General features: G+C 69.5%; 15 protein-coding genes. 8 read left to right on the top strand and 7 right to left on the bottom strand.

Annotation, left to right across the window (positions count from 1 at the left end):
* Positions 1-32: 32 nt before the first annotated feature.
* The gene (gene ileS, locus ACWDAG_RS10105; protein ID WP_450695119.1) at positions 33-3,170 is read right to left on the bottom strand and encodes an isoleucine--tRNA ligase; all 3,138 of its coding nucleotides are present in this window, start codon (positions 3,168-3,170) and stop codon (positions 33-35) included.
* Between the two features lie 614 nt (positions 3,171-3,784).
* Here ileS and ACWDAG_RS10100 point away from each other — a divergent pair.
* From ACWDAG_RS10100 to ACWDAG_RS10075, 6 genes are all read left to right on the top strand, one after another.
* Positions 3,785-5,221, top strand: coding sequence for a TraR/DksA family transcriptional regulator (locus ACWDAG_RS10100; RefSeq protein WP_450695118.1), 1,437 nt, complete (start codon positions 3,785-3,787; stop codon positions 5,219-5,221).
* 61 nt (positions 5,222-5,282) lie between these two features.
* Positions 5,283-5,858: a signal peptidase II gene (gene lspA / locus ACWDAG_RS10095; RefSeq protein ID WP_450695117.1), complete on the top strand. Its 576-nt coding sequence runs from the start codon at positions 5,283-5,285 to the stop codon at positions 5,856-5,858.
* 58 nt (positions 5,859-5,916) lie between these two features.
* Entirely contained in the window at positions 5,917-6,861 is a 945-nt protein-coding gene (locus ACWDAG_RS10090; RefSeq protein ID WP_390663082.1) for an RluA family pseudouridine synthase, read from the top strand.
* The gene (locus ACWDAG_RS10085; RefSeq protein ID WP_450695116.1) at positions 6,858-7,331 is read left to right on the top strand and encodes a GNAT family N-acetyltransferase; all 474 of its coding nucleotides are present in this window, start codon (positions 6,858-6,860) and stop codon (positions 7,329-7,331) included. Before ACWDAG_RS10090 ends, ACWDAG_RS10085 begins: the two co-directional genes overlap by 4 nt.
* 85 nt (positions 7,332-7,416) lie before the next feature.
* Positions 7,417-9,003 carry a Na+/H+ antiporter gene (locus tag ACWDAG_RS10080; protein ID WP_450695115.1) on the top strand — a complete coding sequence of 529 codons (1,587 nt, stop codon included), beginning with the start codon at positions 7,417-7,419 and terminating at the stop codon, positions 9,001-9,003.
* 51 nt (positions 9,004-9,054) lie between these two features.
* Positions 9,055-9,795: an SDR family NAD(P)-dependent oxidoreductase gene (locus ACWDAG_RS10075; protein WP_450695114.1), complete on the top strand. Its 741-nt coding sequence runs from the start codon at positions 9,055-9,057 to the stop codon at positions 9,793-9,795.
* A 6-nt stretch (positions 9,796-9,801) separates the two neighbouring features.
* On the opposite strand, the gene ACWDAG_RS10070 is transcribed toward ACWDAG_RS10075, so the two are convergent.
* On the bottom strand, positions 9,802-10,914 hold the full coding sequence (locus ACWDAG_RS10070; RefSeq protein ID WP_450695113.1) for a mechanosensitive ion channel family protein: 1,113 nt from the start codon (positions 10,912-10,914) through the stop codon (positions 9,802-9,804).
* 107 nt (positions 10,915-11,021) lie between these two features.
* Here ACWDAG_RS10070 and ACWDAG_RS10065 point away from each other — a divergent pair, with 107 nt between their 5' ends.
* Positions 11,022-11,591 (top strand): dienelactone hydrolase family protein, encoded by a 570-nt coding sequence (locus ACWDAG_RS10065; RefSeq protein ID WP_450695112.1) that lies wholly within the window; start codon positions 11,022-11,024, stop codon positions 11,589-11,591.
* 7 nt (positions 11,592-11,598) lie between these two features.
* Here the strand turns inward: ACWDAG_RS10065 and ACWDAG_RS10060 are convergent, their stop codons facing one another.
* From ACWDAG_RS10060 to ACWDAG_RS10045, 4 genes are all read right to left on the bottom strand, one after another.
* Positions 11,599-13,269 (bottom strand): alkaline phosphatase D family protein, encoded by a 1,671-nt coding sequence (locus tag ACWDAG_RS10060; protein WP_450695111.1) that lies wholly within the window; start codon positions 13,267-13,269, stop codon positions 11,599-11,601.
* A 263-nt stretch (positions 13,270-13,532) separates the two neighbouring features.
* Complete coding sequence (locus tag ACWDAG_RS10055; protein WP_450695110.1) at positions 13,533-14,381, bottom strand: thioredoxin domain-containing protein; 849 nt, start codon at positions 14,379-14,381, stop codon at positions 13,533-13,535.
* A 95-nt stretch (positions 14,382-14,476) separates the two neighbouring features.
* Positions 14,477-15,181 (bottom strand): hypothetical protein, encoded by a 705-nt coding sequence (locus tag ACWDAG_RS10050; RefSeq protein ID WP_450695109.1) that lies wholly within the window; start codon positions 15,179-15,181, stop codon positions 14,477-14,479.
* A 67-nt stretch (positions 15,182-15,248) separates the two neighbouring features.
* Positions 15,249-16,574, bottom strand: a complete 1,326-nt coding sequence (locus ACWDAG_RS10045) for a DUF2252 domain-containing protein (RefSeq protein ID WP_450695108.1) — start codon at positions 16,572-16,574, stop codon at positions 15,249-15,251.
* Between the two features lie 204 nt (positions 16,575-16,778).
* Between ACWDAG_RS10045 and dnaE the strand changes: the two genes are divergently transcribed.
* On the top strand, positions 16,779-20,318 hold the full coding sequence (dnaE, locus tag ACWDAG_RS10040) for a DNA polymerase III subunit alpha (RefSeq protein WP_450695107.1): 3,540 nt from the start codon (positions 16,779-16,781) through the stop codon (positions 20,316-20,318).
* Between the two features lie 85 nt (positions 20,319-20,403).
* Here dnaE and ACWDAG_RS10035 read toward each other — a convergent pair whose 3' ends face one another.
* Positions 20,404-20,568, bottom strand: coding sequence for a hypothetical protein (locus ACWDAG_RS10035; protein ID WP_450695106.1), 165 nt, complete (start codon positions 20,566-20,568; stop codon positions 20,404-20,406).
* Positions 20,569-20,611 lie beyond the last annotated feature (43 nt).

Genomic DNA, 20,611 nt, shown 5'->3' with positions numbered 1-20,611 from the left:
TCTTTGGCGGACCCGGGCCTTCGTACGTCGCGTTACGCCTTGCGCAGGCGGAAGGTCAGCGACAGGCCCTCGTCGGTGAACGGGGCGCCGTAGGTGTCGTCCGCCTCGCCCTGACCGAAGTCGGTGGCCAGCACCTCGTCGGCGATCAGGGCCGCGTGCTCGGTGAGGGCCGCGATGACCGCCGGGTCCGTGGAGGTCCAGCGCAGGGCGATACGGTCGGCCACGTCGAGGCCGCTGTTCTTGCGGGCCTCCTGGATCAGGCGGATCGCGTCACGGGCCAGGCCCGCCTGACGCAGCTCCTCCGTGATCTCCAGGTCGAGGGCGACCGTGGCACCCGAGTCGGAGGCCACCGACCAGCCCTCGCGCGGGGTCTCCGTGATGATCACCTCGTCCGGGGCGAGGGTGATCGTCTCACCGTCGACCTGGACCGACGCCGTGCCCTCGCGCAGGGCCAGGGACAGCGCGGCCGCGTCCGCGTTCGCGACGGCCTTGGCCACCTCCTGGACGCGCTTGCCGAAGCGCTTGCCCAGGGCGCGGAAGTTGGCCTTCGCGGTCGTGTCGACCAGGCTGCCGCCGACCTCGCTGAGCGACGCCAGGGATGTGACGTTCAACTCCTCCGTGATCTGCGTGTGCAGCTCCCGGTCGAGGGCGTCGAAGCCGGTCGCGGCGATCAGCGCACGGGACAGCGGCTGACGGGTCTTGACGCCCGACTCCGCGCGCGTGGCCCGGCCCAGCTCCACGAGCCGGCGGACGAGGACCATCTGCTTCGACAGCTCGGGGTCGATCGCCGTCAGGTCCGCCTCCGGCCAGGAGGTCAGGTGCACCGACTCCGGGGCGCCCGGAGTGACCGGCACGATCAGGTCCTGCCAGACCCGCTCGGTGATGAACGGGGTCAGCGGGGCCATCAGCTTGGTGACCGTCTCGACGACCTCGTGCAGGGTGCGCAGCGCGGCCTTGTCGCCCTGCCAGAAGCGGCGGCGCGAGCGGCGGACGTACCAGTTGGACAGATCGTCGACGAACGCCGACAGGAGCTTGCCGGCGCGCTGGGTGTCGTACGCCTCCAGAGACTGCGTCACCTGGTCGGTGAGCGCGTGGAGTTCGGACAGCAGCCAGCGGTCCAGGACCGGGCGGTCGGCCGGCGCCGGATCCGCCTCGCTGGGCGCCCAGTTGGAGGTGCGGGCGTACAGGGCCTGGAAGGCGACCGTGTTCCAGTACGTGAGGAGCGTCTTGCGGACGACCTCCTGGATGGTGCCGTGACCCACGCGGCGTGCCGCCCACGGGGAGCCGCCGGCCGCCATGAACCAGCGGACCGCATCCGCGCCGTGCCGGTCCATCAGCGGGATCGGGTCCAGGGTGTTGCCCAGGTGCTTGGACATCTTGCGGCCGTCCTCGGCGAGGATGTGGCCCAGGCAGACCACGTTCTCGTACGAGGACTTGTCGAAGACCAGGGTGCCGACCGCCATCAGCGTGTAGAACCAGCCGCGGGTCTGGTCGATCGCCTCGGAGATGAACTGCGCGGGGTAGCGGCTCTCGAACAACTCCTTGTTCTTGTACGGGTATCCCCACTGCGCGAACGGCATCGAACCCGAGTCGTACCAGGCGTCGATGACCTCCGGCACGCGCGTGGCCGTCTTGGCGCACTTGGGGCAGGCGAAGGTGACGTCGTCGATGTACGGGCGGTGCGGGTCGAGTTCGGACTGGTCGGTGCCGGTCAGCTCGGTGAGCTCCGCGCGGGACCCGACGACGGTGAGGTGGTCGTCCTCGCAGCGCCAGATGGGCAGCGGAGTGCCCCAGTAGCGGTTGCGGGACAGCGCCCAGTCGATGTTGTTGTTCAGCCAGTCGCCGTACCGGCCGTGCTTGACCGTGTCGGGGAACCAGTTGGTGTTCTCGTTCTCCTGCAGCAGGCGGTCCTTGACGGCCGTGGTGCGGATGTACCAGGACGGCTGCGCGTAGTAGAGGAGCGCGGTGTGGCAGCGCCAGCAGTGCGGGTAGCTGTGCTCGTACGGGATGTGCCGGAAGAGGAGGCCGCGCTGCTGGAGGTCCTCGGTGAGCCTTTCGTCCGCCTTCTTGAAGAAGACGCCGCCGACCAGGGGGACGTCCTCCTCGAAGGTGCCGTCGGGGCGGACGGGGTTGACCACGGGCAGGCCGTAGGCGCGGCAGACCTTGAGGTCGTCCTCGCCGAAGGCGGGGGACTGGTGGACCAGGCCCGTACCGTCCTCGGTCGTGACGTACTCGGCGTTGACGACAAAATGCGCCTGGGCCGGGAACTCGACGAGTTCGAACGGTCGTTGATACGTCCAGCGCTCCATTTCGGCGCCCGTGAAGGACTGGCCGGTGGTCTCCCAGCCCTCGCCGAGTGCCTTGGCGACGAGCGGTTCGGCGACGACGAGCTTCTCGTCGCCGTTGGTCGCGACGACGTAGGTGACCTCGGGGTGCGCGGCGACCGCGGTGTTGGAGACCAGCGTCCAGGGGGTCGTCGTCCAGACCAGGAGCGCGGCTTCGCCGGCGAGCGGACCGGAGGTGAGGGGGAAACGGACGTAGACGGACGGGTCGACGACCGTCTCGTAGCCCTGCGCCAGCTCGTGGTCCGAGAGGCCGGTGCCGCAGCGCGGGCACCAGGGTGCGACGCGGTGGTCCTGGACCAGCAGGCCCTTGTTGAAGATCGTCTTCAGCGACCACCAGACCGACTCGATGTACTCGGGGTCCATCGTGCGGTACGCGTCGTCGGTGTCGGTCCAGTACGCCATGCGGGTCGTGAGCGCCTCGAAGGCGTCGGTGTGGCGGGTCACGGACTCGCGGCACTTGGCGTTGAACTCGGCGATGCCGTACGCCTCGATGTCCTTCTTGCCGGAGAAGCCGAGCTCCTTCTCGACCGTCAGCTCCACCGGGAGGCCATGGCAGTCCCAGCCGGCCTTGCGGGCCACGTGGTAGCCGCGCATGGTGCGGAAGCGGGGGAAGACGTCCTTGAAGACGCGGGCCTCGATGTGGTGGGCGCCCGGCATGCCGTTGGCGGTGGGCGGGCCCTCGTAGAAGACCCACTCGGGGCGGCCCTCGGACTGCTCCAGGGTCTTGGCGAAGATCTTCTGCTCGCGCCAGAAGTCGAGCACGGCGTGCTCGAGCGCGGGCAGGTCGACCTGGGCGGGCACCTGGCGGTACGTCGGCGATGTCATCAGCGAGCTTCCTCCGGCGGACTTGCTGCCTTCCGTCCGGAGGGACGAGAGTCACGGCCTTCTGTCTGCCGTCCACGCCGACCTCGGCGCGCTCCCGCGGTACCACCCTCCTTGGCTCACCGGTGCGGGTTGCGCACCTGCGAGCCCCCTCATTGGGGTCGCGATGCCGGTTCTACTCGCCGCAGCCCTTTGGCTACGGCTTTCTTCCGGCGGCTCCGGGGTGATCTTCACGTCGCGCTCGCCCCCGGGCTTCCACCGTCCCCGGGTCGCTCTGGGCTGCGTACGCCGCTACTCGTCCCCATCCATGCTTTTCGCTCCGCCCAGTGTACGGCGCCGCGCGGTCAGCGGCCGACCGGTTTTCCCGCCCCCGGGGGATGGGGGCGCCGTACGGACGGAGATGACCCGAATGGAGCGGCACGCGTGTTCGGATTCTGGGACGGGCGGCCCGGCGGATTACCCCGCGGGGAGCTGGGCACAACGCATGCAGGCTTGCGGAGCGGCATGCGTGGGCCGGGCGAATCGGGCGGTGTGCCCCGTTGCCGCGGGACTGAAGTCGATTTATCGTCCCAGCACGATTCGCGTGCAAGATCACAATATGTGAAGGGGCCGCGGCCATGGTGGCGAAGAAGACCGCCGTACAGCAGTCGGCGTCCGACGGGTCCACCCAGGCCTCCGGCGGTGCGGCCAAGGATGTGAGCGGGAAGAAGAGCGCGCGGGGACGGTCCACGGCGAGTGCGGGGAAGACGGCCGGGGCGGCTACGGGGACTGCGGCGGCCGCGGTGGAGAAGGCCGCGAAGCCGGTGAAGACGGTACGGGGGGATGCGGCCGGGGGAGGGACACGGGCTGCCGGCAAGAAGCCGACCGCTGGGAAGAAGGCCGCCAAGGCGGCCGCCGCCTCCGAAACGTCTCGCTCGAAGAAGACGGCCGAGGAGGAAGCAACCGAGAGACCTGAGGCCACCACGACTGCGGCCACCGGGAGGAAGGTGGCGGGCGGTAAGGGCGCGGCGGCCGGAAAAGGTGCTGCCGAGAGGCGTGCCGCGGAGAAGAGCACGCCGGAGAAGAGCACGGGGGAAAAGGGCACGGCGAAGAAGGCCGCGGCGAAGAAGGCCGCGGCGAAGAAGGGGGCATCCAAGAGGGCCGCTTCCAAGGGTGTTGCCGAGGAGGGCGCTGTTCGGCAGTCGGCGGCCGGGGCGGCGGTCGCGGAGAAGGCGGTCGGGGGCGAAGCCGTAGCCCAGAAGGAAAGTACTGCTCGGGAAGGTGCTGAACGGGGTACTGGGCAGTCGGCGGCGAAGAAGGCGGGGGCTGCGGCGAAGGAGTCGGCTGTGAAGACAGCGGCAGGAAAAGGAGACGCAGCCGGGAGAGCTGCCGGCAAGAAGGCCGCGGCGAAGAAGAGCGCGGCGGCGAGGAGCACGGCCACGAAACGTGGGAGCGCGGTCGAGGAGACCGCGTCCATGAAGGGTGACGGCGCCCAGCGGGCGGGTAAGGAGACCGCTGTCACGAAGCGTGTGGGCAGGAAGAGCACGGCCAAGAAGGCGGGCGCGGCCAAGGCCGCGGAGCAGACGGGAGCCACGACGGTGGTTGCGAAGAAGACTCCTGGCACGGCCGCGGCGGCCAAGACCGCCGTACCCAAGGCGCGGCTCGCCGCGGCGGAGCCGGGCGAGCTTGCGGTGCGCCCCGGTGAGGACCCCTGGACCCCGGAGGAGGTCGAGGAGGCGCGAACCGAGCTGCTGTCCGAGATGGAGCGGCTGCGTGACGAGATCAGCTCGTCCGAGAACGCCGTCGCCGGCCTGATGCGGGACTCCGGGGACGGCGCGGGCGACGACCAGGCGGACACCGGTACCAAGAACATCACGCGCGAGCACGAGCTGGCCCTCGCGGCCAACGCCCGCGAGATGCTCACACAGACCGAGCGTGCCCTGGTACGGCTGGACGCCGGCACCTACGGCCTGTGCGAGAACTGCGGCAACCCCATCGGCAAGGCCCGGATGCAGGCGTTCCCGCGGGCCACCCTGTGCGTGGAGTGCAAGCAGAAGCAGGAACGCCGGTACTGAGGGGGTACGCGCGCGTGTCGTACCCTCGTCCTCAGTCAGGTACCTAGGTTGAAGGACTCACGTGGCAGAGGCGGAGCGCATCATCGGTACGCCGGACACCCCGGAGGCGGCGGGGACCGAGCCGGAGCAGGGCGAGACCGCACGCCCCAGGGGCAGGCGCCGTGTCGCCGTGCTGTTCGCGGTCGCCGCCTTCGCGTACGCCCTCGACCTGGTCAGCAAGATGATCGTGGTCGCCAAGCTGGAGGACCACGCGCCGATCCGGATCATCGGGGACTGGCTGCAGCTCGAGGCGATCCGCAACGCGGGCGCGGCCTTCGGCTTCGGCGAGGCCTTCACCGTGATCTTCACGGTGATCGCCGCGGCCGTGATCGTGGTGATCGCCCGGCTCGCCCGCAAGCTCTACAGCCTGCCCTGGGCGGTCGCGCTCGGTCTGCTGCTCGGCGGTGCGCTCGGCAACCTCACCGACCGGATCTTCCGCTCGCCGGGCGTCTTCGAGGGCCGCGTCGTCGACTTCATCTCGCCCAAGGGCTTCGCCGTCTTCAACCTGGCGGACTCGGCGATCGTGTGCGGCGGCATCCTGATCGTGCTGCTGTCGTTCAAGGGGCTCGACCCGGACGGGACCGTCCACAAGGACTGAGCCCGGGCTTTCCACAGGCTCGTTCGGGGCTGTCGGTGCTGTCCGGCATACTCGACGGGTGAGCACGATTCCCGAGATCCGTACCCTGCCCGTGCCCGACGGCCTGGAGGGCGAGCGCGTCGACGCCGCCATCTCCCGGATGTTCGGCTTCTCCCGGACCAAGGCGGCGGAGCTCGCCGCCGCGGGGAAGGTCACGGTCGACGGGTCGGTGGTCGGCAAGTCCGAGCGGGTGAGCGGGGGCGCCTGGCTCGAGGTCGAGATGCCACAGGCGCCCGCGCCCGTGCAGATCGTCGCGGAGCCGGTCGAGGGCATGGAGATCGTGTACGACGACGATGACGTGGTCGTGATCGTCAAGCCGGTCGGTGTCGCCGCCCACCCCAGCCCCGGCTGGACCGGGCCGACCGTCATCGGCGGCCTCGCCGCGGCCGGCTACCGCATCTCCACCTCCGGCGCCGCCGAGCGCCAGGGCATCGTGCACCGCCTCGACGTCGGCACCTCGGGCCTGATGGCGGTCGCCAAGTCGGAGCGCGCGTACACCTCGCTCAAGCGCCAGTTCAAGGAGCGCACGGTCGACAAGCGCTACCACACGCTCGTCCAGGGCCACCCGGACCCGACCAGCGGCACCATCGACGCACCCATCGGCCGCCACCCCAACCACGACTACAAGTGGGCGGTCACGGCCGACGGGAAGCCCTCGGTCACGCACTACGACCTCATCGAGGCCTTCCGCGCGGCCTCGCTGCTCGACGTCAAGCTGGAGACCGGGCGAACCCACCAGATCCGCGTCCACATGGCCGCCCACCGCCACCCGTGCGTCGGCGACCTGACGTACGGCGCCGACCCGACGCTCGCCAAGCGGCTGCACCTGACCCGCCAGTGGCTGCACGCCGTGCGACTCGGGTTCGAGCACCCCGGGGACGGGCAGTGGGTGGAGTTCGAGAGCGACTACCCGGCCGACCTGCAGAAGGCACTGGACCAGGTCCGCGAGGAGACGTACGGATGATCCGCACGCACGCGTACGACGTACGGGTCGCCGAGGACCCCGCCGACCTGGAGATGTGCTTCAGGGTGCGCAAGGAGGTCTTCGTCGGCGAGCAGGGTGTGCCGGAGGACCTGGAGTACGACGAGTACGACGCCGTCGCGGTGCATGTGCTGGCCGTACGGGACGACGGGGTGCCGCTCGGCACGGGGCGGCTGCTGTACGGCGAGGCGGCCTCCACCAAGGTCGACGGCGACCTCACCGTGGGGTCGCTCGGGCGGCTCGCCGTCGCCAAGGAGGCCCGCGGGCTCGGCGTCGGGGTGGCGCTGGTGCGGGCCATCGAGGACGCGGCACGCGCGCGTGGGCTCGCGGCGGTGGATCTGCACGCGCAGACGCATGCGCTGGGGTTCTACGAGCGGCTCGGCTACGAGGCCTACGGGCCGGAGTATCCGGAGGCGGGCATCCCGCACCGGGCGATGCGGCGCGCTCTGTAGCACAGTCCGAAGACGCCGGTGGGGACGGCGGCGTGGCAGGCTGGAAAGCCGCTGCCCGTACGTCGACCTTCCCGGAGCGCTGACCGTGGATCAGTTGGCCCTGCTGTTCGTGCTGTTGCTCGGGGCCCTGGTGAGCGTCCCGGTCGGGGACCGGTTCGGGCTGCCGGCGCCGGTGCTGATGACCCTCTTCGGGATCGTGCTCGCCGTGGCCGACTTCGTGCCGAACGTCGACGTCCCGCCGGATCTGATCCTGCCCCTGCTGCTCCCGCCGCTGCTGTACGCGGCGGCGCGGCGCACGTCCTGGCGGCAGTTCGCGGCGAACCGGCGGCCGATCTTCCTGCTGGCCGTGGCGCTGGTGTTCGTCACCACCGTGTGCGTGGCCGCCGTCGCGCACACGATCGTGCCGGGGCTGCCCGTCGCCGCCGCCGTGGCGCTCGGCGCGCTCGTCGCACCGCCCGACCCGGTCGCCGCGACGGCGGTCGCCGGACAGCTCGGGCTGCCGCGCCGGCTGGTGTCCATCCTGGAGGGCGAGGGACTGTTCAACGACGTCACGGCGATCGTGCTGTACCACGTGGCGATCGCCGCCGCCGTCAGCGGCAGCTTCACACCGGGGCGGGCCGCGCTCGACCTGGTGCTCTCCGCCGTGGTGGCCGTGGCGGTGGGGCTCGCGCTCGGCTGGGGCGCCAACAGGCTGATGGATCTGCTGGGCGACGCGACCCTGCAGATCGGGATGACGCTGCTGGTGCCGTACGCCTCGTACGTCCTCGCGGAGGAGCTGCACGGCTCCGGTGTGCTCGCCGTGCTCACGACCGCCCTGTTCCTCGCGGAGTACGCCACCGACGCCGACGACGTGCTGACCCGGCTGACCGGGCATGCGTTCTGGGACATCGTCGACACGCTCGTCACGGGCGTCGCCTTCGGGCTGATCGGTCTCGAACTGCACAACGCGATCCGGACGGCGTCCGGGCGGTGGGGCGAGATGCTCGGCTGGGCGGGCGTGATCGTGGCCGTCGTGGTCGTCGTACGACTGGTGTACCTGCTGCCGGCGACCTGGCTCACCAAGCGGCTGCACGCCAAACGGGACCACGACGAGGACATCCCGATGAGTGTGCGGGAGACCGTCGTCATGTGGTGGTCGGGGATGCGGGGAGTGGCCTCGGTGGCTCTGGCGCTGGCGATCCCACTGAAGACCGACGACGGGTCGGCCTTTCCCGACCGGGACGAGATCGTGTTCATCGCCTTCGGGGTGATCATGGGGACGCTGGTGCTGCAGGGGCTGACCCTGCCGTGGCTGGTGAAGCGGCTGGGGGTGCAGGCCGACACGGAGCGGGAGAAGGAGTTCGAGAAGTCCCTCGCCGTCCGGGCGGCCAAGGCGGCCAAGCGGCGGCTGAGGGAGATCGAGCAGGTCGAGGAGGTGCCGGAGGAGCTGTCCGAGCAGATGCTGCGGCGGGCCTTCGACATCGGGGTGCGGATCAGCCCGGACATGGCGGACGAGGAGCGGCGGGAGGCGCATGAACACCGGATGCGCCGACTGAAGCGGGTGCGGCGGATCCACGGCGAGATGCTCAGCGCGGCACGGCACGAGGTGCTGGCGGCGCGGAGCGAGCCAGGGGCGGATCCGGAGATCGTGGACCGGGTGCTGCGTCACCTTGATGTGCGGAGTCTGCGGTGACCTCAGGGAAGTCGTTCGCGTTCGGCGACGGTCCGTGCGTAGGGTCGAATCATGGCTCGTAATGTCGTAATCAGTGGTGGCGGTACGGGGATTGGACTTGCCGCGGCGCAGGTCTTCGCGGCGGACGGGGACCGGGTCCTGCTGCTCGGACGGCGGGCGGAGGTGCTGGAGAAGGCCGCGGTGCCCGGGGCTTCGACCTATGCGGCGGATCTGAGCGATCCGGCCGCTGTGCGCGGGGTCGCCGACTTCGTGGAGCGGGAGTTCGGGACCGTGGACGTACTGATCCACAGTGCCGGGGGCACCGGGCAGCTGGAGCCCGCCGCCGAGAGCGACGACCCGCTCGACCGGGTCGCGCACAACTGGACACTCAACTTCCGGATCAACACCCTCACCGCGGCCCTGCTCACGGAGGCCCTGAAGGACCGGCTGGCCACGCCTGGCGGACGGGTGCTGTTCGTCAGCTCCATCGCCGCCTACCGGGGGTCCGGCAGCGGGGCGTACGGGGGCGCCAAGGCCGCCTTGCACCCGTATGCCCATGACCTCGCCCGGGAGCTGGGGCCGCGCGGGATCACCGCCAACGTGGTCGCGCCCGGGTACATCGAGGACACCGAGTTCTTCGGCCCGCAGATCGACCCCGCGCGGCGTGCACGGCTCGTCGACGACACCCTGGACAAGCGCGCCGGCACCCCCGGCGACGTGGCCGCGACCTTGCACTGGCTCGCCTCACCGGGCGCCGGGCATGTCACCTCGCAGGTGATCCAGGTCAACGGGGGTGCGGAGCGCGGCCACTGAGGCCGTTCAGCCGCGGCCCGTCCTCGGCGATTCGGGGATGCGGCGTGCCGCGCCGTCCGGGGAGCCGTCGGGGGAGCGCCGGCTCGCCGGCAGGGCCGCGTCCGAGGTGTTCACGCGGGGCAGGGCGTACGGGTGCTGCTCGCACAGCCAGCGGACCATGTGCTCGCGGACGGTGACCCGTACCGTCCATATGTCGTCCGCGTCCTTGGCCGTCACCAGGGCCCGCACCTGCATGGTGTTCGGGGTGGTGTCCGTGACGGCCATGCCGTAGTCGCGGCCGTCCCAGGCCGGGCACTCGCGCAGGATGTCGCGGAGCTTCTCGCGCATCAGTTCCACCGGCGCCGAGTGGTCGAGGTGCCAGTAGACGATGCCCGTCATCTGGGTGCCGCCCCGGGACCAGTTCTCGAAGGGCTTCGAGGTGAAGTACGACACAGGCATGGTGATCCGGCGCTCGTCCCAGGTCCGCACGGTCAGGAAGGTCAGCGTGATCTCCTCGACCGTGCCCCACTCGCCGTCCACCACGACCGTGTCGCCGAGCCGCACCATGTCGCCGAAGGCGATCTGCAGCCCTGCGAACAGGTTGCTGAGCGTCGACTGGGCGGCGACACCGGCGACGATGCCGAGGATGCCGGCCGAGGCCAGCAGCGAGGCGCCCGCGGCCCGCATCGCCGGGAACGTCAGCAGCATCGCGGCCGCGGCCACCACGCCGACGATCGCCGCCACCACCCGCATGATCAGCGACACCTGGGTGCGCACGCGCCGCACCCGGGCCGGATCGCGGTGGAGGCGGGCATAGCGGGAGTAGGACGTCTCCACGACGGCCGCCGCGATCCGGATCACCAGCCAGGCCGTCGACCCGATCAGCACCAGGGTCAGCGTCCGGCCGATGCCGACCTCGTGGGCCTGCAGCAGCTGCGCCTGGTCGTAGGAGCCTCTGAGCATGGCCGAGCACAGCACCAGCTGGTAGGGAATGCGGCCGCGGCGCAACAGCCCCCACAGCGGGGTCTCGCCGTGCCGTTCGTCGGCCTTGCGCAGCAGCAGATCGGTGGCCCAGCCGATGAGCAGCGTGAGCACGACCGAGCCGCCGATCACGATCAGCGGACGCAGTACGTTCTCCATGCCTGCGAACCTAACCGGACCCGGGGGGTCATGAACATGTGAGTTCGGGCTCGTAGGGGGTACGGCCGCGAGGCGGCGCTGTCAGTCCCGGCTGGCACGATGGCCTCATGAACATCATGCTCTTTCACTCGACCTACGGTCTGCGGCCCGCGGTGCACCAGGCCGCGGACCGGCTGCGCGGCGCCGGGAACGAGGTGTGGACCCCGGACCTCTTCGACGGGCGTACGTTCGAGACGGTCGAGGAGGGCATGGCCTTCAACGACGAGATCGGCAAGGACGAGCTGCTCAAGAGAGCCGTCCTGGCCGCCGCCCCCTACTCGGAGCGCGGCCTTGTGTACGCAGGGTTCTCGCTCGGCGCCTCCATCGCGCAGACCCTCGCGCTCGGCGACGAGAAGGCCCGCGGGCTGCTGCTCCTGCACGGCACGTCGGACATCGCGCCGAACGCCGCCGTGGACGACCTGCCGGTCCAGCTGCATGTCGCCGAGCCGGACCCGTTCGAGACGGACGACTGGCTGAGCGCCTGGTATCTGCAGATGGGCAGAGCGGGCGCGGACGTCGAGGTCTACAGATACGCGGGTGCGGGCCACCTCTACACCGACCCCGGACTGCCGGACTACGACGAGGAGGCCGCCGAGGCCACCTGGCGGGTGGCGCTCGGCTTCCTCGACAGCCTGTAGCCGGGGGCTATACGGGGTCGTAGGTCCGCTCGACCTTCTGCGTGCCGGTGCGCGTGCGGTACGAACGCTCCCAGGACGAGGTCGCGTTCTTGTCCGTGCGGTCGGACAGGACGTAGTAGTCCATCTGCGCGCGGTCGGCGGTGATGTCCAGGACGCCGTAGCCGTGGCGGTCGGTGTCGACCCAGTGGACGTGCCGGTTGGCGGCGCGGATGATCGGCGAGGCGATCGCGGAGACCGTGCCCTCGGGGACCTTCACGATGTCGTCGAGGTTGTCGGAGGTCACCGACGTGACGACGAACTCCGTGGCGGCCGAGGCCGACAGCGGGTACGTACCGGCGTCCACCGGCACGTCGTTGGCCCACGCCATGTGGATGTCGCCGGTCAGGAAGACGGTGTTGCCGATCGCGTTCGAGCGCAGATGGGCCAGCAGTTCGCGGCGGTCGTCCGTGTAGCCGTCCCACTGGTCGGTGTTGGCGGCGATCCCCTCCTGCGGCAGTCCGAGCAGCTTGGCGAGCGGCTTGAGGAGGTCGGCGGAGAGCGAGCCGAAGGAGAACGGCGAGATCATCACCGAATTGCCGACCAGCCGCCAGGTGGTGTCGGAGGCCTTCAACCCGGCCTTCAGCCAGTCGAGTTGGGCTCGCCCGGTGATCGTACGGTCCGGGTCGTCGACCGATCCGCTGGCCGTGGACGCCTGCTGGGAGCGGAAGGAACGCAGGTCGAGGAGGGAGAGGTCGGCGAGCTTGCCGAAGCGCAGCCGTCGGTAGGTGGTGCCCGCGATCGCCGGGCGGACCGGCATCCACTCGAAGTAGGCCTGCTTGGCGGCCGCCTTGCGGTCGGTCCAGGTGCCCTCGGCGCCCTCGGTGTGGTTGACCGCACCGCCGGACCACGCGTTGTCGGCGAACTCGTGGTCGTCCCAGATCGCCACGACCGGCGCCTTGTGGTGCAGGGCCTGCAGATCCGGGTCGGTCTTGTACTTGCCGTGCCGGGTGCGGTAGTCGGCGAGCGTGAGGATCTCGTTCGTCGGCGCGTGCGGGCGGACCACCTTGCCGCGAGCCGCGTACTCGCCGGACTTGTACTCGTAGATGTAGTCGCCGAGATGCAGCCAGGCGTCCAGGTCGCCCCGTGCCGCGAGATGGCGGTACGAGGCGAAGTAGCCGCCCTCCCAGTTGGCGCAGGAGACCACGCCGAAGCGCAGGCCCGGCACGGCGGCGTCGGCGGCGGGCGCCGTACGGGTGCGGGCGACCGGGGAGTCGGTGGGGCCGGCGGAGAAACGGAACCAGTAGTCGGTGGCCGGCTCCAGGCCCCGGATGTCCGCCTTGACGGTGTGGTCGGAGGCGGCACTCGCGGTGGTCGAGCCCTTGGCGACGATGTTCGTCAGTGCCTTGTCCCTGGCGACGACCCAGCTGACCTCGGTGTCCGGGCCGAGCCCGGAGCCGGGTATGGCCTCGGGGGTGGGCGTCACCCGGGTCCACAGCAGGACGCCGTCGGGCAGCGGGTCACCGGAGGCGACACCGTGCAGGAAGGTGGGAGCGTCCGCGGCCGCGCGGGCCGGGAGCGCGGCGGCGAGCGGCCCGGCCAGGACAGCGGTCGCCGCCGCGGCCTTGACGACCGTGCGGCGGCGCGGAGAGAGCGAGTTGAGGGCCTGGGATGCCTCGGATGATCTGTATCGACTGGTCACGGGCGCACAGATTACTGACCAGTACGTGCGAAGAGCGGGCGAACCGAAAAAGTTCGCCCGCTCTTCAGCCGCGAGACGTCCGGGGCTTCACACCCCGGTCGGCCGCGATGTCCGGGATCAGGCCTTCCCGTTCTTGGTCGCGCAGTACTTCGGGTGGCCATCGGCGCCGTCCTTGACGCAGATCTGTACGGTCACCGTGATGCCCTCGCCGATCGAAAGGCCCTTTTGAGCACAGGAGTTGTTGGCGCCGCGCAGTCCGGGGTCTACGCCTTGAGAGCCGCTCCGACCAGCGAGTTGAACTGGGCAACCGTCAATGGCGGGTTGCCGTCGGGCCGACCGTTGAGTGTCAGTATCTTGCCGTCCATGACGAAGCTGGGCGTGCCGCGTACGCCGTCCTTGTTGGTGTCCCAGGTCTTGGACATCGCCAGCGCCCAGGCGTCGTAGGTGCCCTTCTTCACCGCGCTCTGGAACTTGGTGTTGTTCTTCAGGGCGGGAACGGTGTCGGCGACCTTGATCAGGTAGGCGTCGCTCTTGAACTGGTCGTCCCTCTCGTCCGGGTGCCACTTCTTCGAGTACAGCGCGGTCTTGTAGTCGAGGAAGGCCTCCGGGCTGATGTTCAGTGCGGCACCCAGGGCGCTCAGCGCGTTCTTGGAGCCTTCACCGTTGGAGCCGATCTTGCCTTTGCCCAGCGCGTCACCGTCGATGAACGTGCCACCGATGTACTGGATCTTGTACTTGCCGCCATCGATGTCCTGCTTCACGGTGGCACCGACGACCTGCTCGAAGTCGGCGCAGATCGGGCAGCGCGCGTCCTCGTAGATCTTGAGGGTCTTCTTGGCGCTCGCCTTGCCGATAACGACGGTCGTGCCGTCCGGGCCCGTCGTGTTGGCCGGCGCCACCACCTTGGCGTCCTTCAGGCCCGTCCAGTAGCTGGGCTTGTTGGCCTGGACGACGGCGTAACCTATGCCGCCGGCCGCCGCCAGCACGGCCACGACCGAACCGGCCACAATGGCCTGCCGCTTGGCCTTGGCCCTCTTGGCCTGGCGCTCGCGCTCCTGCCGCAGCCGCTCTCGGGCCGCCGTCTTCGAGGCCTGGCTGTTCCGCTTGCTCATGTGGGTGTTCTCCATGTGGGACGCGCATACGTCGTACGCGGGATACGTGTGGGGGACTGGTCGTGCTCAGTGCTCTTCGGAGCAACGTGTGCTGTTCAGGCGAAAGCGACCGAGCACGGCGGTCCACGCCGTCCCAGGGAGTGCACGAGGATCCGCTCGCGGGCGCCGGCCACGGGGCGGCCGGTGTGCCGTACGCGCCGCACCGGAGCGGCCGGCCGGACGGTCACCGCGGCGACCGCCAGCAGCAGCGGACGGAAGGTGGTCGCGCTCACCGCGCGGACCAGCTGGGCCAGCGCCCGCTCGCCGCGGCGCAGCCAGGCGGCGGCCAGCAGGCCGACGCCGACGTGAGCCGCCAGCAGCAGCCAGGCCGTGGCCGGGTCGGCGTGCGCCAGCAGGGCGGCGAGCCGGTCGGTGCCGGTGCCGGTCACCCGGGCCAGCGGGGCGGTGGCCCCGGAGCCGATGCCGGTGCCGTTGCCGCACAGCACGTCGAAGCCGACCGAGCGCAGCGGGCCGGCGACGGGTCCGCCCGCGCGGCCGTAGCAGACCTGCTGCCCGGTGGTGAAGACCGTGTCGGCGGCCAGCTCCAGCGGGACCAGCAGGGCGGCGATCCGCGCGAAACCGCGCTCGCGGCCGGCCAGGGCGTAGGCGACCGTGAACACGGCGGCGGCAACCGCGGCCACCGTGTTCAACGGCAGCGGGACCCGCGACAGCAGCACGTGCGACGCGGTGCTGAGCGTCACGACCAAGGCCGTGAACAGCGCCGCGCGCAGCGCTCTGATGCGGGTCCCGGATATGTCCATAGCGTGGAGAGTCTGTCATGTGGTCCTGTAAGGGACCCCTAAAAGCTCCCTGTGAGATTACGGACTGTCACAGACCCGGGATCCGGCCGTTGCGGAACAGGTCCACGAAGATCTGGTGGTCGGCACGCGCGCGTGCGCCGTAGCTGTGCGCGAAGTCGGTCAGCAGGCCCGCGAAGCCGTCCTCGTCGGCGGCGATCGCCGCGTCGATGGCGCGCTCGGTGGAGAACGGGACCAGGGACTCGCCGGACTGGTCGTCCGCCGCCGCGTGCATGGTCGCCGTGGCCCGGCCCAGGTCGGCGACGACGGCGGCGATCTCCTCCGGGTCGTCGATGTCGCCCCAGTCGAGATCGACGGCGTACGGCGACACCTCGGCGACCAGTTGGCCCGCGCCGTCCAGCTCGGTCCAGCCCAGCCACGGGTCGGCGTGCGCCTGCAGCGCGCGCTGGGAGATCACCGTGCGGTGGCCCTCGTGCTGGAAGTAGTCGCGGATCGCCGGGTCGGTGATGTGCCGGGAGACGGCGGGGGTCTGGGCCTGCTTGATGTAGATCACCACATCGTTCTCCAGGGCGTCGCTGTGGCCCTCCAGAAGGATGTTGTACGACGGCAGACCGGCCGACCCGATGCCGATGCCGCGGCGCCCCACCACGTCCTTGACCCGGTACGAGTCCGGGCGGGCCAGGGAGGCGTCCGGCAGCGTCTCCAGATAGCCGTCGAAGGCGGCGAGGACCTTGTAGCGGGTCGCCGCGTCCAGCTCGATGGAGCCGCCGCCGGGCGCGAAGCGGCGCTCGAAGTCACGGATCTCCGTCATCGAGTCCAGCAGCCCGAATCGGGTGAGGGAGCGCGCGTCACGCAGGGCGTCCAGGAGCGGCCCCTGGGCGGTGTCGAGCGTGAACGGAGGCACCTCGTCGCTCTTCGCGCCGGTCGCCAGGGCGTGGATGCGCTCGCGGTACGCGCCCGCGTACACCTCGACCAGCTCGGTGATCTGGTCGTCGGCGAGCGCCTTCGCGTACCCGATGAGGGCGATGGAGGCGGAGAAGCGCTTCAGGTCCCAGGTGAAGGGGCCGACGTACGCCTCGTCGAAGTCGTTGACGTTGAAGATCAGGCGGCCGTTCGCGTCCATGTAGGTGCCGAAGTTCTCCGCGTGCAGGTCGCCGTGGATCCACACGCGCGAGGTGCGCTCGTCGAGGTACGGGCCGCCCCGCTTTTCCGCGTCCAGGTCGTGGTAGAAGAGGCACGCGGTACCCCGGTAGAACGCGAAGGCCGAGGCAGCCATCTTGCGGAACTTCACGCGGAACGCTGCCGGGTCGGCGGCCAGGAGCCGGCCGAAGGCGGTGTCGAAGACGGCGAGGATCTCCTCGCCGCGCTGCTCGTCGTTGAGCTGGGGAACCGACATCGCGGGGTGCCTCCTGGTGCCTGGATGTGTACGACGGCGTTTCTGTTTTTCCAACGGGTGAGGGTGCGCGGAAGTGCCCGCGATCCTCGCAGTGAAGGTACGCGGGGGAGCCCTCGGATTGTCAGTCCCGAGGCATAGACTTCGACGCTGACCCCAGGACTGTCCGCCAGCCCGTCGCCGCGCGTTTCCTTTGGAGGCCGAACCGTGTCAAAGCCGCCGTTCACGCACCTGCACGTCCACACCCAGTACTCACTGCTGGACGGTGCCGCGCGGCTGAAGGACATGTTCAACGCGTGCAACGAGATGGGCATGACCCATATCGCCATGTCCGACCACGGCAACCTCCACGGGGCGTACGACTTCTTCCATTCCGCGAAGAAGGCCGGGGTCACCCCGATCATCGGTATCGAGGCATATGTCGCCCCGGAGTCGCGGCGCAACAAGCGCAAGATCCAGTGGGGCCAGCCGCACCAGAAGCGCGACGACGTCTCCGGTTCCGGTGGTTACACCCACAAGACGATCTGGGCGGCGAACGCGACCGGTCTGCACAACCTCTTCCGCCTCTCCTCGGACGCGTACGCCGAGGGCTGGCTGCAGAAGTGGCCCCGGATGGACAAGGAGACCATCTCCCAGTGGTCCGAGGGCCTGATCGCCTCCACCGGCTGCCCCTCCGGCGAGCTCCAGACCCGGCTGCGGCTCGGCCAGTACGACGAGGCCCTGAAGTCGGCCGCCGAGTACCAGGACATCTTCGGCAAGGACCGCTACTTCCTGGAGCTGATGGACCACGGCATCGAGATCGAGCGCCGGGTCCGCGACGGCCTCCTGGACATCGGCAAGAAGCTCGGCATCCCGCCGCTGGTCACCAACGACTCGCACTACACGTACGCGCACGAGGCGACCGCCCACGACGCCCTGCTGTGCATCCAGACCGGCAAGAACCTCTCCGACCCGGACCGCTTCAAGTTCGACGGCACCGGCTATTACCTGAAGTCCACGGACGAGATGTACGCCATCGACTCCTCGGACGCCTGGCAGGAGGGCTGCCGCAACACCCTCCTGGTGGCCGAACAGATCGACACCGCCGGCATGTTCGAGGCCAAGAACCTCATGCCGAAGTTCGACATCCCCGAGGGCTACACCGAGGTCACCTGGTTCAAGGAGGAGGTCCGCCGCGGCATGGAGCGCCGCTTCCCCGACGGCATCCCCGAGGACCGCCAGAAGCAGGTCGAGTACGAGATGGACGTCATCATCCAGATGGGGTTCCCGGGCTACTTCCTCGTCGTCGCCGACTTCATCATGTGGGCCAAGAACAACGGCATCGCCGTCGGCCCCGGCCGAGGCTCCGCGGCCGGTTCGATCGTCGCCTACGCCATGGGCATCACCGACCTCGACCCGATCCCGCACGGTCTGATCTTCGAGCGGTTCCTCAACCCCGAGCGCGTCTCGATGCCCGATGTCGACATCGACTTCGACGAGCGTCGGCGCGTCGAGGTGATCAGGTACGTGACCGAGAAGTACGGCGCCGACAAGGTTGCCATGATCGGCACCTACGGCAAGATCAAGGCCAAGAACGCGATCAAGGACTCCGCGCGCGTGCTGGGCTACCCGTACGCGATGGGCGACCGCATCACCAAGGCCATGCCCGCCGACGTCCTCGGCAAGGGCATCGACCTCAACGGCATCACCGATCCCTCGCACCCCCGCTACTCGGAGGCGGGCGAGGTCCGCGGGATGTACGAGAACGAACCGGACGTCAAGAAGGTCATCGACACCGCCAAGGGCGTCGAGGGCCTGGTCCGGCAGATGGGTGTGCACGCCGCCGGCGTGATCATGTCCAGCGAGACCATCACCGAGCACGTGCCCGTGTGGGTGCGGCACACCGACGGCGTGACCATCACACAGTGGGACTACCCGAGCTGCGAGTCGCTCGGCCTGCTGAAGATGGACTTCCTCGGCCTGCGCAACCTGACGATCATGGACGACGCCGTCAAGATGGTGAAGTCCAACAAGGGCGTCGATCTGGAGCTGCTGAGCCTCCCGCTGGACGACCCCAAGACCTTCGAACTGCTCCAGCGCGGCGAGACCCTCGGCGTCTTCCAGTTCGACGGCGGGCCCATGCGCTCGCTGCTGCGTCTGATGAAGCCCGACAACTTCGAAGACATCTCCGCTGTCTCCGCGCTCTACCGTCCCGGCCCGATGGGCATGGACTCGCACACCAACTACGCGCTGCGCAAGAACAAGCTCCAGGAGATCACCCCGATCCACCCCGAGCTGGAGGAGCCGCTCAAGGAGGTCCTGGACGTCACCTACGGCCTGATCGTCTACCAGGAGCAGGTGCAGAAGGCCGCCCAGATCATCGCCGGCTACTCGCTCGGCGAGGCCGACATCCTGCGCCGCGTGATGGGCAAGAAGAAGCCCGACGAACTGGCGAAGAACTTCACCATCTTCCAGGCCGGCGCCCAGAAGAACGGCTACAGCGACGAGGCCATCCAGGCCCTGTGGGACGTGCTGGTCCCCTTCGCCGGCTACGCCTTCAACAAGGCGCACTCGGCCGCGTACGGCCTGGTCTCGTACTGGACCGCCTACCTGAAGGCGAACTATCCAGCCGAGTACATGGCCGCGCTCCTGACCTCCGTCAAGGACGACAAGGACAAGTCCGCGGTCTACCTCAACGAGTGCCGCCGCATGGGCATCAAGGTGCTCCCGCCGAACGTCAACGAGTCGGTGCACAACTTCGCCGCCCAGGGCGACGACGTGATCCTCTTCGGCCTCGAAGCCGTCCGCAACGTCGGCACCAACGTGGTCGAGTCGATCATCAAGAGCCGCAACGCCAAGGGCAAGTACGCCTCCTTCCCCGACTACCTCGACAAGGTCGAGGCGGTCGCCTGCAACAAGCGCACCACGGAGTCGCTGATCAAGGCGGGCGCGTTCGACACCCTCGGGCACACCCGCAAGGGCCTCACCGCGCACTTCGAGCCGATGATCGACAACGTGGTCGCGGTCAAGCGCAAGGAGGCCGAGGGCCAGTTCGACCTCTTTGGCGGCATGGGCGAGGAGGAGAGCAACGAGCCCGGCTTCGGACTCGACGTGGAGTTCACCACCGAGGAGTGGGACAAGACCTATCTGCTCGCCCAGGAGCGGGAGATGCTCGGTCTGTATGTCTCCGACCACCCGCTCTTCGGCCTGGAGCACGTGCTGTCCGACAAGGCCGACGCGGGCATCTCCCAGCTCACCGGCGGTGAGCACGCGGACGGCGCGGTCGTCACCATCGGTGGCATCATCTCGGGCCTGCAGCGCAAGATGACCAAGCAGGGCAACGCCTGGGCGATCGCCACCGTCGAGGACCTCGCGGGCTCCATCGAGTGCATGTTCTTCCCGGCTACGTACCAGTTGGTGTCGACCCAACTCGTCGAGGACGCCGTCGTGTTCGTCAAGGGCCGCCTCGACAAGCGCGAGGACGTGCCGCGGTTGGTGGCGATGGAACTCCAGGTGCCGGACCTGTCCAACGCGGGCACCAACGCGCCCGTGATCCTCACCATCCCGGCAACGAGGGTCACCCCGCCGATGGTCAGCCGCCTCGGCGAGATCCTCAGCCACCACAAGGGCGACAGCGAGGTGCGGATCAAGCTCCAGGGCCCGACGAAGACCACGGTGCTGCGCCTCGACCGGCACCGGGTGAAGCCCGACCCGGCGCTCTTCGGAGACCTCAAGGTGCTGCTCGGACCGTCCTGCCTGGCCGGCTGAGCAGATGAACGAGCGCGAGGGGCGCACCCTGAACGGGGTGCGCCCCTCGGCTGTGCCTGGGTTTCAACAACCCGTTATGCAAATGTCAGTTGTGACCGAAGCTCTTCTGCCGGCCCTTGCGGGGCATGTCGCCCGGTGTGAGGTGCGGGGCGTGCTGCTCGGCCTGCGCCTCCATCGAGGACTGCCGGCTCTGCTGCGGACTCCGCTCGGACTGCGGCTGTTTGCGGTTCTGCTTCTTGTTCTTGGCCATGGTGATCTGCCTCCTGTGGGGGATCTAGGGGCCAGGGCCGCGA

The sequence above is a fragment of the Streptomyces sp. NPDC001157 genome (genome assembly GCF_053598255.1).
This window is presented reverse-complemented; position numbering and strand designations above follow the sequence as displayed.

Bases quoted from the DNA above. Each gene is read 5' to 3' on its own strand.
- ileS (WP_450695119.1), bottom strand. From the start codon at position 3,170: ATGACATCGCCGACGTACCGCCAGGTGCCCGCCCAGGTCGACCTGCCC.
- ACWDAG_RS10100 (WP_450695118.1), top strand. From the start codon at position 3,785: ATGGTGGCGAAGAAGACCGCCGTACAGCAGTCGGCGTCCGACGGGTCC.
- ACWDAG_RS10085 (WP_450695116.1), top strand. From the start codon at position 6,858: ATGATCCGCACGCACGCGTACGACGTACGGGTCGCCGAGGACCCCGCC.
- ACWDAG_RS10075 (WP_450695114.1), top strand. From the start codon at position 9,055: ATGGCTCGTAATGTCGTAATCAGTGGTGGCGGTACGGGGATTGGACTT.
- ACWDAG_RS10070 (WP_450695113.1), bottom strand. From the start codon at position 10,914: ATGGAGAACGTACTGCGTCCGCTGATCGTGATCGGCGGCTCGGTCGTG.
- ACWDAG_RS10065 (WP_450695112.1), top strand. From the start codon at position 11,022: ATGAACATCATGCTCTTTCACTCGACCTACGGTCTGCGGCCCGCGGTG.
- ACWDAG_RS10055 (WP_450695110.1), bottom strand. From the start codon at position 14,381: ATGAGCAAGCGGAACAGCCAGGCCTCGAAGACGGCGGCCCGAGAGCGG.
- ACWDAG_RS10050 (WP_450695109.1), bottom strand. From the start codon at position 15,181: ATGGACATATCCGGGACCCGCATCAGAGCGCTGCGCGCGGCGCTGTTC.
- ACWDAG_RS10045 (WP_450695108.1), bottom strand. From the start codon at position 16,574: ATGTCGGTTCCCCAGCTCAACGACGAGCAGCGCGGCGAGGAGATCCTC.
- ACWDAG_RS10035 (WP_450695106.1), bottom strand. From the start codon at position 20,568: ATGGCCAAGAACAAGAAGCAGAACCGCAAACAGCCGCAGTCCGAGCGG.